The organism is Streptomyces ipomoeae 91-03, from assembly GCF_000317595.1.
Classification (GTDB): domain Bacteria; phylum Actinomycetota; class Actinomycetes; order Streptomycetales; family Streptomycetaceae; genus Streptomyces; species Streptomyces ipomoeae.
In genome coordinates, this window is sequence record NZ_AEJC01000057.1 from 1 (window position 1) to 12,696 (window position 12,696).

The 12,696-nt window shown below is 69.6% G+C and carries 9 protein-coding genes; all 9 read left to right on the forward strand.

What is annotated here, in order from left to right:
- Positions 1-209: 209 nt before the first annotated feature.
- The 9 genes from STRIP9103_RS03240 to STRIP9103_RS03280 all read left to right on the forward strand — a co-directional run bounded on the left by STRIP9103_RS03240 (position 210) and on the right by STRIP9103_RS03280 (position 12,680).
- Complete coding sequence (locus STRIP9103_RS03240) at positions 210-1,475, forward strand: ABC transporter substrate-binding protein (RefSeq protein WP_009297445.1); 1,266 nt, start codon at positions 210-212, stop codon at positions 1,473-1,475.
- A gap of 20 nt (positions 1,476-1,495) precedes the next feature.
- Positions 1,496-2,461, forward strand: a complete 966-nt coding sequence (locus STRIP9103_RS03245; protein WP_009297459.1) for a carbohydrate ABC transporter permease — start codon at positions 1,496-1,498, stop codon at positions 2,459-2,461.
- A complete protein-coding gene (locus STRIP9103_RS03250; RefSeq protein ID WP_009297454.1) occupies positions 2,458-3,354 on the forward strand; it encodes a carbohydrate ABC transporter permease in 897 nt (298 codons plus the stop codon). The genes STRIP9103_RS03245 and STRIP9103_RS03250 overlap by 4 nt, the downstream gene beginning before the upstream one ends.
- 18 nt (positions 3,355-3,372) lie before the next feature.
- Positions 3,373-6,243 carry a glycoside hydrolase family 2 TIM barrel-domain containing protein gene (locus STRIP9103_RS03255; RefSeq protein WP_009297458.1) on the forward strand — a complete coding sequence of 957 codons (2,871 nt, stop codon included), beginning with the start codon at positions 3,373-3,375 and terminating at the stop codon, positions 6,241-6,243.
- Positions 6,244-6,371: 128 nt separating this feature from the next.
- On the forward strand, positions 6,372-7,457 hold the full coding sequence (locus tag STRIP9103_RS03260) for an endo-1,4-beta-xylanase (protein ID WP_009297450.1): 1,086 nt from the start codon (positions 6,372-6,374) through the stop codon (positions 7,455-7,457).
- 115 nt (positions 7,458-7,572) lie between these two features.
- Positions 7,573-9,015 (forward strand): phytoene desaturase family protein, encoded by a 1,443-nt coding sequence (locus tag STRIP9103_RS03265; RefSeq protein ID WP_048819604.1) that lies wholly within the window; start codon positions 7,573-7,575, stop codon positions 9,013-9,015.
- Between the two features lie 179 nt (positions 9,016-9,194).
- On the forward strand, positions 9,195-10,514 hold the full coding sequence (locus tag STRIP9103_RS03270) for a jacalin-like lectin (protein WP_009297447.1): 1,320 nt from the start codon (positions 9,195-9,197) through the stop codon (positions 10,512-10,514).
- Between the two features lie 86 nt (positions 10,515-10,600).
- Positions 10,601-11,179, forward strand: a complete 579-nt coding sequence (locus STRIP9103_RS03275; RefSeq protein ID WP_009297449.1) for a TetR-like C-terminal domain-containing protein — start codon at positions 10,601-10,603, stop codon at positions 11,177-11,179.
- A gap of 94 nt (positions 11,180-11,273) precedes the next feature.
- Positions 11,274-12,680 carry a hypothetical protein gene (locus tag STRIP9103_RS03280; protein WP_009297452.1) on the forward strand — a complete coding sequence of 469 codons (1,407 nt, stop codon included), beginning with the start codon at positions 11,274-11,276 and terminating at the stop codon, positions 12,678-12,680.
- Positions 12,681-12,696: the final 16 nt, after the last annotated feature.

Below are 12,696 nucleotides of genomic sequence, written 5' to 3' on the forward strand. Positions count from 1 at the left end.
ACCCTTTGCTCCACTTCCCCCTTGCGACGACCGGACGTTCGGAACCCGAACCGAATACAACGCTTCGAACAGACTTCGTTCAACCCCTTGCCGAAGCCTTAGCCGAAGGTTAACGTCCCGCTCCGCAAGCTTCTTTGAGCCATCCGGCGCCGAGCCGCTGGGCCCTCTGAGGCACAGAGCCGCAGCCGTATCGAGACAAGGACGTCAGCATGTCGGCATTCAGCAACACCAACTGGGACCGCCGAAACGTACTGCGGGCCGCCCTGGGCCTGACCGCCGCCGGCACGCTGGCCGCGTGCGGCAGCAACAACGGCCGGGGCAGCGGCGGCGGTTCGGGCACCAACCTGGTGCAGATGTTCCACGCGTACGGCGAGGCGGGCACCGAGCAGGCCATCAAGCGCTACGCGAAGGCCTACAAGGACGCCAACGTGACCACGCAGTGGATCACCAGCGCGGACTTCGAGAGCAAGCTCTTCTCTTCCCTGCTCACCAAGAACGCGCCGGACCTCTTCGAGTTCCACCCGCAGATCCAGATGGTGAAGAGCGGCCAGGTGGCGGACCTGACCGACATCATCGAGCCGGTCAAGGCCGACTTCAACCCGGCCGACATCAAGTCGCACACGGTCGACGGGAAGATCTACGGCGTCCGGATGATCGACGACCCGCAGTTCTTCTTCTACCGCAAGTCGATGCTGGAGAAGGCCGGGGTCGACGTGCCGACCACGCTCGACGAGCTGATGGAGGCCGCCGACAAGCTCACCACCGGCAAGGTCAAGGGCCTGTACATGGGCAACGACCTGCACAACGTCATCAACCCGATGATCTGGTCGGCGGGCGCCGACACCCTCAACGAGAAGAACGAGATCGCCTACCACACGGACGGCGTCATCGAGGGCATCAAGAAGATGCGCAAGCTGTTCACCAGCGGCCACCTTCTCCTCGGCGCCCCGACCGAGTCCTGGGACCCCTCCTCGCTGAACCAGGGCCTGTGCGCCATCCAGTTCTGCGGCATGTGGGCGATGCCGCAGATCCAGGACGCGCTCGGCGACGACTGGGGCGTCTTCCCCTTCCCGAAGACCGTCGACTCCGGCAAGCAGTCGGTCTACAACGGCGGCTGGTCGATGTTCGTCAACGCCAAGGGCAAGAACGTCGACGCGGCCAAGGAGTACGTCAAGTGGCTGTGGATCGACCAGAAGGAGTACCAGGAGGACTGGGCCACCTCCTACGGCTTCCACATCCCGCCGCGCATCTCGCTCGCCAAGGAGGCCACCAAGCTCAAGTCCGGCAACGCCGCCGAGGGCGTCAGGCTCTTCAACGAGTTCGGGCACTTCGACAACATCGGCTGGACCCAGGCCATGATCACCGCCCTGGAGGACGTCTTCGCCAACGCCGTCCGCAAGGACATGGACCCGGAGAAGGCTCTCGACAAGGCCGACGTGGCCGTCAACCGCGAGCTCAAGAAGCTGTTCGGATAGGCCGCAGGGCGGATCACGACATGTCGACGACCACAACGCGCGACCTCGCGCGCCCCGCCCCGGCGAAGGCCTCACCGGCCAAGCCGCGGCGGGGTCTGCGGGGCAGCCCCGCCTTCAACTTCTGGCTCTTCACCGGGCCGTTCCTCATCGGTCTGGCGATCTTCGTCTACGCGCCGATCCTCTGGAGCCTCTGGCTCAGCTTCTTCGAGGCCCGCTTCACCGTCACGCCCGACAAGTTCGTCGGGTTCGACAACTACAAGTACATGCTGACGAACGACGACTTCGTCGGCTCACTCGGCACCTTCACCGTCTTCGCCGCGTTCATCGTGCCCACCACCTGGGCGCTCTCGCTGGGCCTGGCCCTGCTGGTGAACCGGCTGCGCTTCATGCGGGCGTTCTTCCGGTCGGTCTTCTTCCTGCCGACCGCGTGCAGCTATGTGGCCGCCGCGCTGATCTGGAAGATGTCCATCTTCAGCGGCGTCCGCTTCGGTCTGATGAACACGGTCCTCGGCTGGTTCGGGATCGAGAACATCGCCTGGCTGATCGATCCCAACCCGCCCTGGTACTGGCTGGTCATCGTGACCGCCCGACTGTGGCTGCAGTCCGGCTTCTACATGATCCTGTTCATCGCGGCGCTGCAGAACATCCCGGACGAGCTGTACGAGGCCGCCGCCCTCGACGGTGCCAAGCCGGGCTGGCAGACGTTCCGGCACATCACCCTGCCCCAGCTGCGTGCCACATCCACCGCGGTGATCCTGCTCCTGCTCATCGCCGCCTACCAGGCCTTCGACGAGTTCTTCAACCTGCTGTCGAAGACCACCTGGGGCCGCCCGCCCCTCGTCGAGCTGTACTACAAGGCCCTGGGCGAGAGCCAGGACTACGGCGCCGGCAGCGCGGGAGCGCTGATCCTGACCGTGCTGATCTGTGCCGTGACCCTGCTCCAGGGCAAGATCATGGGCTTTGGAAGGGGGGACGAGTCCAAGTGACCACCACCATGCCCGAGGTGCGGAAGTCCGCGCCGGCATCAGGCAAGCCCCGCCGCGTCAAGCGCGGTGGCGGCGTGATGAGCTCCACCGGCCTCTACGTGGCCACGGGCGTCGCCGCCCTCCTCTTCCTGGTCCCGTTCTACATTCTCGTCCGCAACGCCCTCTCCACCGACGCCGAGATCACAGGCGAGAACTGGAAGTTCTTCCCCACGGACATCCAGTGGGGCAACATCAGCGAACTGTTCGCCGACGAGACGGTCCCCTTCGCCCAGTCCCTGTGGAACTCGGCGGTCGTGGCCACCCTGCACACCGTCGGCGTCCTGCTGGTGTGCTCCCTCGCGGGCTACGGTCTGGCCCGCATCCCGTACAAGCACGCCAACAAGATCTTCTACGCCGTCCTGGGGACCCTGATGGTCCCGACCGCGGTCACCTTCGTCCCGAGCTTCGTCCTGGTGTCGTCGCTCGGCTGGGTGGACACCTACCGGGGTCTCATCATCCCGGGGCTGTTCAGTGGTTTCACCTGCTTCCTGTTCCGGCAGTACTTCCTGGGGTTCCCCAAGGAGCTGGAGGAGGCGGCGCGTGTGGACGGACTGGGCTACTGGGGCGCGTACTGGCGCATCGTGGTGCCCAACTCGCTGAACTTCTTCGCGGCGATCGCGACCATCACCTTCATCAACGGCTGGAACGCCTTCCTGTGGCCGCTGGTCATCGGCCAGGACCCCGGCGCGTGGACCGTCCAGGTCGCGCTCTCCAGCTATATGACCAACCAGACCGTCGTCTTCCATATGATCTTCATGGCCACGGCTGTTTCCATCCTGCCCCTGGTGTTCGTGTTCCTCTTCCTCCAGCGCTGGCTGGTGCAGGGCATCGCGCAGACCGGCATCAAGGGTTAGGTACCAGCAAGGAGACCGATGTCTTTCCGCACCACATCGTCCGTCGAGTACGTCGAGGACGTGTCGCCCGGCGACGGGGCCCTGCCGCCCCGCGCCTGGTACGCGTCCTCCGACGCCCGGTCCCTCTCGCTCAACGGCAGCTGGCGGTTCCGGCTGTCGCCGACCGCCGACGCCGAGGACGACTCGTTCGCCGAGCCCGGCTTCGACGCCGGGGGCTGGGCCGAGGTCGCCGTCCCGGGCCACTGGGTGCTCCAGGGCGACGGGGCCTTCGGGGCGCCGATCTACACCAACCACCTCTACCCCTTCCCGGTGGACCCGCCGAGGGTGCCGACGGAGAACCCGACCGGTGACCATCTGCGGTTCTTCGACCTGCCGGAGGGGTGGCCTTCGGACGGCGGGGCGGTGCTGCGCTTCGACGGTGTGGAGTCGTGCGCCCGGGTGTGGCTGAACGGCACGGACATCGGCGAGTTCAAGGGCTCCCGGCTGCCGCACGAGTTCGCGGTCGGGCATCTGCTGAAGCCGAGCGGCAACGTCCTCGCGGTCCGGGTCCACCAGTGGTCGGCGGGCTCGTATCTGGAGGACCAGGACCAGTGGTGGCTGCCGGGCATCTTCCGGGACGTCACCCTGCTGCACCGCCCGGCGGGCAGCGCCCTCGACTTCTTCGTACACGCCTCCTACGACCACGTCGGCGGCCTCGGGACCCTGCGCGTCGACTCCGACGTCGACGGCCGGGTCACCGTGCCCGCCCTGGACATCGATGTCGCGACGGGCGAGTCGGTCACCGCGGCCGTGGAGCCGTGGACGGCCGAGACCCCGAAGCTGTACGACGGCGAGCTGGTCCTGGAGGGCGAGCGCGTCCCGCTGCGCATCGGTTTCCGTACGGTCGTCGTCGAGGACGGCCTGATCAAGGTCAACGGCAGGGCCGTCCTCTTCAAGGGCGTCAACCGCCACGAGTGGCACCCGGAGAAGGGCCGCGCCCTCGACCTGGAGACCATGCGCGAGGACGTGCTGCTGATGAAGCGGCACAACATCAACGCCGTCCGCACCTCGCACTACCCGCCGCACCCCGCCTTCCTCGACCTGTGCGACGAGTACGGCCTCTGGGTGATCGACGAGTGCGATCTGGAGACCCACGGCTTCACCGAGCAGAACTGGCGGGACAACCCCGTCGACGACGACCGCTGGACCCCGGCCCTCCTCGACCGCGCGGCCCGTATGGTCGAGCGGGACAAGAACCACCCCTCGGTGGTCATCTGGTCCCTCGGCAACGAGGCCGGCACCGGACGCGGCCTCACCGCCATGGCCGAGTGGATCCACGGCCGCGACGGCTCCCGCCTCGTGCACTACGAGGGCGACTGGGACTGCCGGGACACCGACCTCTACTCCCGTATGTACGCCGACCACGCCGAGGTCGAGCGCATCGGCCAGGGCCTGGACGGCGGCACGCACAAGCGCCGGGGGCTCCCCTTCATCCAGTGCGAGTACGGCCACGCCATGGGCAACGGCCCCGGCGGACTCGCCGACTACCAGCGGCTCTTCGAGGCGTACGACCGTCTCCAGGGCGGCTTCATCTGGGAGTGGATCGACCACGGCGTCAAGCACCCGGAGCTGGGCTACGCCTACGGCGGTGACTTCGGCGAGGAGCTGCACGACGGCAACTTCGTCTGCGACGGCCTGATCTTCCCGGACCGCAGGCCCTCCCCCGGCCTGATCGAATTCAAGAAGGTCATCGAGCCCGTCCGCATCGACGGCGACGGCTCGGCCGGCACCGTACGGGTGCGCAACGCGTACGACTTCGCCGACCTGTCCGCCCTCGCCTTCGAGTGGTCGTACCAGGTCGACGGCGAGACGCTGGAGGCGGGCGCTCTGTCGGTGCCCGCCTTGAAGCCCGGCGAGTCGGCCGAGGTGAAGCTGCCGCAGCCCCCGTCGGGCGGACCGGCCGGGGAGGCGCAGTGGACCGTACGGGCGCTGCTGGCCGAGGACACGGCCTGGGGCAAGAAGGACCACCAGGTGGCGTGGGCCCAACTCCCGGTCGTGGAGCGGCCGTTGCCGACCGTCACCCCGGGTGACGGCCCCACGGCGAGCGACAGGCTGATCCTCCTCGGCCCCGCCTCCTTCGACGCCCGCACCGGTGCGCTGAAGACCATCGGCGGCGTCGACGTCACCGGGCTGCGCCTCGATGTGTGGCGGGCGCCGACCGACAACGACGCCGGGGCGCCCTGGCAGCCGGACCTGCGGTACGGCCTGCTGTGGCGCAAGTACGGCCTCCACCGGATGCGGCACCGCCTCGACGGGGTGGAGCTGGGCGAGGACGCCCTGACGGTACGGACCCGGGTGGCGCCGGCCGCCTGGGAGATCGGCCTGCGCACGACGTACCGGTGGACCTCCGACGGGACGCGACTGAAGCTGACCGTGTCCGTGCAGCCGGAGGGCGACTGGACCGTGCCGCTGCCGAGGCTCGGCATCCGCTTCGGGCTGTCGTCCGCGAACGAGGTGAAGTGGTACGGCGGCGGCCCCGGCGAGGGCTACCCCGACACCAAGTCGGCGTCCATGCTGGGCCGTTGGCACTCCACGGTCGACGAGCTGCAGACCCCGTACGTCCGTCCGCAGGAGAACGGCGCCCGCCCCGACGTCCGCTGGGCGGAGCTGGGCGGCCTGCGCGTCGACGGCGACCCGGAGTTCTGGCTCACCGCCCGCCGCTGGACGAGCGAACAGCTCGACGCCGCCGAACACCTCACCGACCTCCAGGCCGGTGACACGGTGTGGGTCAACCTCGACCACGGCCAGATGGGCATCGGCTCCCAGTCCTGCGGCCCGGGCGCCCTCCCGCAGTACCACCTGCGCGCCGAGCCGACGGAGTTCTCGTTCGTCTTCTCGGCGATCGGCTGAACCGGGCGGGCGCGCGAGGGTTGTCGCACGGCAACCTTCGCGCGCCCGGCGGCGACGAAGGGGCGAGGTATGGCAACCGCTACCGCACCCGCACCCCCACCCCTCCCTTCGCCTCGCGAGGAGCAGCCGTGCAGAATCCCACCCCCCACACGCCCCGTCATCGCCGCCGTCGCGCCCTGCGTCCCCTCATGGCCGCCGGTGCGCTGCTGGCCGCCGGAGTCGTGGCCCTCCCCCAGCTGACGCCCGACGCCGAGGCGGCGACCACGCTGCGCGGCCACGCCGACGGGCGGGGCGTGAGGATCGGCGCGGCGGTCGCCGACGGGCCGTTGCAGAGCGAGTCGGCGTACACGGCCGTGCTGGACCGGGAGTTCAACTCGGTCACCGCCGAGAACGCGATGAAGTGGGACGCGCTGGAGCCGAGCCGGGGCTCCTACAACTGGGCCGCCGCGGACCGGCTGGTCAACCACGCGACCTCCCACAACCAGGGCGTACGCGGCCACACGCTCGTCTGGTACGCACAGCTGCCCTCCTGGCTGAAGAACGGCAACTTCTCGGCGTCGCAGCTGAACACGATCCTGCAGAGCCACATCAACACGACCGTCGGCCGGTACAAGGGCCGGATCTACGCGTGGGACGTCGTCAACGAGGCGTTCAACGAGGACGGGTCCATGCGCGGTTCGCTCTGGCAGGACAAGCTGGGCACCGCGTACATCGCCAACGCGCTGCGCTGGGCGCACACGGCCGACCCGAACGCCAAGCTGTACATCAACGACTACAACATCGAGGCGGACAACGCCAAGAGCGACGCCTTGTACAACCTGGCGAAGCAACTCCTCGCCCAGGGCGTCCCGTTGCACGGCATCGGCTTCCAGTCCCACTTCGTGGTCGGCGGGGTGCCGAGCTCGATGAAGGCCAACCTGAAGCGGTTCTCCGACCTCGGTCTGGAGGTCTCCGTCACCGAGTTGGACATCCGCATCCCGCTCCCGGCCTCCTCGGCCGAGCTGGCCCAGCAGTCCACGGACTACAAGACGGCGAGCGAGAACTGCCTGGGCGTACCGCGCTGCGCCGGGGTCACGGTGTGGGGGCTGACGGACAAGTACTCGTGGGTGCCGGGCACGTTCAGCGGGTACGGGGCGGCGCTGCCGTACAGCGAGAGCTATACGGCGAAGCCGGCGTACACGGGGCTGGCGAACGGGCTCGACCCGAACGCGTGAGGCCGCGCCGGCTCCTCGGGGGCATCGGAGCACGCCGTAGGTATTTTTGCGAATACCGGCGACCGGACCCGTGATCTAGCCTCCGTGGAGACCGGTGCACGCCGAGGAGGACGTGATGGGTACAGCCGTCGTCGTGGGCAGCGGCCCGAACGGGCTGGCGGCAGCAGTGTCCCTGGCCCGCGAGGGCATGGCGGTCACGGTGCTGGAGGCGGAGGCGACCATCGGCGGCGGGACCCGCACCAGCGAGCTGACGCCGGGGCTGCTGCACGACCACTGCTCGGCCACGCATCCGATGGCGGTGGGTTCCCCGTTCCTGCGGTCGCTCGGGCTGGAGCGGTTCGGGCTGACCTGGCGTCTCCCGGAGATCGACTGCGTGCATCCGCTGGACTCCGGCGAGGCCGGCGTGCTGTACCGGTCGGTGGAGGAGACGGCCGCCGGGCTCGGCCCGCGCGACGGGCGGATGTGGCGTCGTGTGTTCGGGCCGCTGGCCGACGGGTTCGACGATCTCGCCGAGGACGTCATGGGCCCGATCCTGCGGGTGCCCCGGCATCCGCTGCGGCTGGCCCGCTTCGGGCTGCCGGCGCTGCTGCCGGCGACCGTGGCGGCCCGGGCCTGGCGTACCGACGCCGCCCGTGCGCTGTTCGGCGGAGTGGCGGCGCACGCCTTCCGGCCGCTGAACCGGCCGGTGACCGCCGCCATCGGGATGACGATCATCGCCTCCGGGCACCGGTACGGCTGGGCGGTGGCCGCGGGCGGCTCCCGTGCGATCACCGACGCGCTGGCCGCGCTGCTGCGTGAGATGGGCGGCCGGATCGAGACCGGGGTCCGGGTGCGGTCGACGGCCGATCTGCCCCCGGCCGACGTGGTGCTGTTCGACCTCGCGCCCCGGGCGGTCGCCGACATCCTCGGCGACCGGCTGCCCCGGCGGGTGGCGCGTGCCTATCGCCGGTTCCGGCACGGGCCCGGCGCCTTCAAGGTGGACTTCGCGGTCGAGGGCGGCGTCCCGTGGACCAGCGAGGCGGCCCGCAGGGCGGGCACCGTCCACCTCGGGGGGACCTTCGAGGAGATCGCGCGCACCGAGCGGACCATCCAGGCCGGGCGTATGCCGGAGCGGCCGTTCGTGCTCGTCGGCCAGCAGTACCTGGCCGATCCGCGGCGCTCCCGCGGCGACGTCCACCCGGTGTGGACGTACGCCCATGTCCCGCACGGCTACGACGGCGACGCGACCGAGGCGATCGTCGCGCAGATCGAACGGTTCGCGCCCGGCTTCCGCGACCGCGTCGTCGACCGGGCGGTGCGCTCGACGACGGCGTACGAGGAGTACAACCCGAACTACGTCGGCGGCGACATCGTCACCGGGGCGAACACCGCGCTCCAGCTGGTGGCCCGTCCCCGGCTCGCCCTCGACCCGTACCGCACGGGCGTCCCCGGCATGTTCATCTGCTCGGCGGCGACGCCTCCGGGGGCCGGCGCGCACGGCATGTGCGGCGCGCACGCGGCGGCGTCGGCGCTGCGGTATTTGAACGGGTCGCGCTCCCCTTGGACGAGCACGGGGTGATGGGGCGGCCCAAGTCCGTCCGATCACCTCGGCACTCACTGTTTCCCCGGCCGCCCTTTCCCGTCACACTGGTCGCCACTGAAGCTGAGCAGTGTTCAACTTCCTGGTCTTTCCCCCTGTTTCCCCGGATCCGCCCCAAGCGCCGGATCCCCCGACCCCGGACCGGAGACACCCCCACCATGAGACGACTCATCGGGACGCTGGCAGCCGCCGCTCTGGCCGTCACCGGCCTCGCCACGACCGGCGCGGCGCCCGCGGCAGCCGCGACCTCCGGCACCTTCGACGTGCTGACGTACAACGTCGCGGGCCTCCCCGCCGGACTGAGCTCCAGCGACCCGGAGACCAACACCCCGCTGATATCCCCCCGTCTCGGCGCGTACGACATCGTCAATGTGCAGGAGGACTTCAACTACCACGCGGCGCTGTACGCGGGCGACGACCACGCGTACCGCACGGCGACCAGTGGCGGTGTGCCGTTCGGCGACGGTCTCAACACCCTCTCGGACCACCCGTTCGAGGACTTCGAGCGGGTGAAGTGGAACGACTGCACCGGCACCAACTGCCTGACCCCGAAGGGCTTCTCGCTGGCCCGGGTCCGGCTCGCCGAGGGCGTGTTCGTCGACCTCTACAACGTGCACACCAACGCCGACACCGACGACGCGGCCCTGGCCGCCCGCCGCGCCAACATCGAGCAGCTCTCCGACTTCATCCAGGCGAACTCGGCGGGCAACGCGGTGATCGTCATGGGTGACACCAACACCCGCTACACGCGCACCGGCGACAACATCCGCACGCTGGTGAGCGAGAACGGCCTCACCGACCCCTGGGTACAACTGATCAAGGGCGGTACGCCGCCGGCCCTCGGCAGTGACGCGCTGGTCTGTCCCACCTCGGCCCCGACGAACGACTGCGAGGTCGTGGACAAGGTCTTCTACCGGAGCAGCAACCTGGTGAACCTCTCCACCACCCGCTACAACAACGAGTGGGCGAAGTTCCTCGACTCGGCCGGGAAGAACCTTTCCGACCACTTCCCGCACACCGTCGACTTCTCCTGGAGCCTCAACTCGGGGCTCCGGGCCAGCGACTTCTTCGGCGGTCCGCACGGCACGGCGTACAACGACGCGGACAACCTGCCCACCACGGTGTCGCCCCGCACACTCACCCTGCGCGGCGCCTCACGCCTGGACGCGGTCTCGCTGACGCACGACGGCGGTACGACGCTGTCCCACGGCGGCACGGGCGGTACGGCCACCTCGCTGACCCTCGCCTCCGGCGAGCATCTGACCTCGGTGAAGCTGACACAGGGCCAGAAGGACGGCCGTACGCGGATCTTCTCCGCCGCGTTCGGCACGGACAAGGGCCGCACCCTGACCGCCGGCACGGCCACCTCCGACGCCAAGACCTTCACCGCCCCCTCCGGCTGGCAGATCGTCGGCTTCACCGGCCGCTCGGGCGACGAGATCGACAAGCTGGGCGTGCTTTACGCGCCGATCGGCTGACGCGTACGAGGACGACACCACCTACTTCGCCCAGGCTGTTACCTGGCTACCCTAGGTTTCCCTTGAGCGAAGCAGGTGGTGCGCCCATGCCCAGAGCCGGACTGACGACCGAGAAAGTCGTGGCGGCCGCGGCCGAGCTCGCCGACGAGCTGGGCTTCGAGAACGTCACGTTCTCGGCGCTGGCCCGGCACTTCGGAGTGCGGGACGCGAGCCTGTACTCGCACGTCAGGAACGTCCAGGAGCTGCGCTCGCGGCTGGCGCTGCTGGCGGGCGGCGAGATGATCGACGAGATCGCGGCGGCCGTCGCCGGCCGGGCGGGCAAGGACGCGCTGGCCGCGTTCGCCGACGCCTACCGGGAGTACGCGCTACGGCATCCGGGACGGTACGCGGCCACGCAGATCCCGGTCGACCAGGTCCTCGTCACGGACTCCCCCGCCATGCGCCGCACCGCCGAGATCACCTACGGCATGCTCCGCGCCTACGGCCTCGACGAACCCGACCTCACGGACGCCGTACGACTCCTGCGCAGCACCTTCCACGGCTACTGCGCCCTGGAGGCCGGCGGCGGCTTCGGCGCGCCCCGGGACGTACGGAGGTCGTGGGACAAGGCCGTCGAGGCGCTGCATCTGGCGCTCACGCACTGGCCCCGGGAGGACGGCGAGTAAGGCCTCAGGGCCGCTGCAGCCGGGCTTCCCTTGATGTCTCAAACATTGCTGGCCCGGACGGCAACCTCTGGTCCCTCGGCGGCGACCACAACACATGACTTCCGCAACACCCACCCCCTCCGCCCCATCCACGCACCGTCGCCGCCGGGTCTTCCGCAAGCCCGTGATCGGCTCGCTCGTCGCCGCGTCCGTGCTGGCCGGCGCCTGGTACGCGACCGCCGGGGCGGCGCCCACCACCACCGCGTCCGGCGGTCTCACCGTCACCAACACCACCGTGAGCCTGTCCGCGAAGTTCCCCTACCTCTCGGCCGGCTACAACAACAGCCGCGAGTGGACGCGGACGGCGACGGCCGTGGCGCCGAACGGCACCCTGCGGGTCGCCTGGCCCGCCTCGGACGGCATCCATGTCACCCCGCTGACCTCGGCCGGCAAGCGGTCGGGGGCCGACACCGTGGTCAAGGGGACGAAGGAGGTCGGCGGGCTGGTCGCGCACAACGACGGGTTCGCGCTGCTGACCCGGGTCTCCGACACCAACAAATGGAAGGAGACCGCCGCCGCGCTGATCCGCTACAAGGGCGGCAAGCAGGCCTGGCGGACCAAGCTCACCGGCACCTCCTCCAACGACACCGCCCCGCTGCTCGACGGCCAGCTCGCCTGGAACGGCAAGAAGTACGGCGCCTACTTCGTCGTGCACGGCGCCGGCGGCTTCGCGGACGGACACTTCGGCGACAAGCTGGCCTACGTCGGTTCCACGGGCAAGAAGCTCAGCGGCGGCTGGGGCTGGGGCTGCTCCCACAACGAGGGCATAGCCCTGCGCGCCGAGACCACCGGCGCCTTCACCTCCCTCTGCTTCGACGACTGGCGCTCGGGCCTCTTCGTCTCCACCGGCATCGCCGCCCCCGACAACGCGCCCGTGGTGCAGCGTGAGCAGTGCTGGGCGGGCTACTGCGGCGGCACCTTCGCGGGCCGCACCGGCGACCTGGTGAAGTCCTCCACCGGGCGTTACGCCACCGCGTTCGCCTCGCGCGGCGCCGCCTCCGCCAAGAAGAACCCGGACGACTCCAGCGGCCGGGGCTGGACGGTCAAGCCGAAGACCGCCACCCACCAGGTGGCCATCGCGTTCCTCAAGAACCGCAACACCCCCTCGGGCAAGCCGGTCTACCTGACGAGCGCCAAGGGCACGGAGCACGTCAACGTCCACGTCGCCCCGTACGGCAAGAACCGGCTCCTCGTCTCCTGGGAGTCCCTGAAGAACGCCAAGTGCGCGAACGGCACCTGCACCGGCACCTTCACGGGCACCCACTTCCGCCTCGTCGACTGGAACGGCAAGCTCCAGGGCGCCGACAAGGTCGTGAACGCGCGGATCAGCGGTGACATCGCGGTCCTCAAGGACGGGACGCTGACCTGGGCGTACGCCCCGGTGACTCCGTCCTACTCGACCCCGCTCAACGGGGCGTCACCGACCACGAAGACGCTGAAGATCGCCCGCGTCACTCCCTGAGACACCACGACGAGCG

Bases quoted from the DNA above. Each gene is read 5' to 3' on its own strand.
- STRIP9103_RS03240 (WP_009297445.1), top strand. From the start codon at position 210: ATGTCGGCATTCAGCAACACCAACTGGGACCGCCGAAACGTACTGCGG.
- STRIP9103_RS03245 (WP_009297459.1), top strand. From the start codon at position 1,496: ATGTCGACGACCACAACGCGCGACCTCGCGCGCCCCGCCCCGGCGAAG.
- STRIP9103_RS03255 (WP_009297458.1), top strand. From the start codon at position 3,373: ATGTCTTTCCGCACCACATCGTCCGTCGAGTACGTCGAGGACGTGTCG.
- STRIP9103_RS03265 (WP_048819604.1), top strand. From the start codon at position 7,573: ATGGGTACAGCCGTCGTCGTGGGCAGCGGCCCGAACGGGCTGGCGGCA.
- STRIP9103_RS03270 (WP_009297447.1), top strand. From the start codon at position 9,195: ATGAGACGACTCATCGGGACGCTGGCAGCCGCCGCTCTGGCCGTCACC.
- STRIP9103_RS03275 (WP_009297449.1), top strand. From the start codon at position 10,601: ATGCCCAGAGCCGGACTGACGACCGAGAAAGTCGTGGCGGCCGCGGCC.
- STRIP9103_RS03280 (WP_009297452.1), top strand. From the start codon at position 11,274: ATGACTTCCGCAACACCCACCCCCTCCGCCCCATCCACGCACCGTCGC.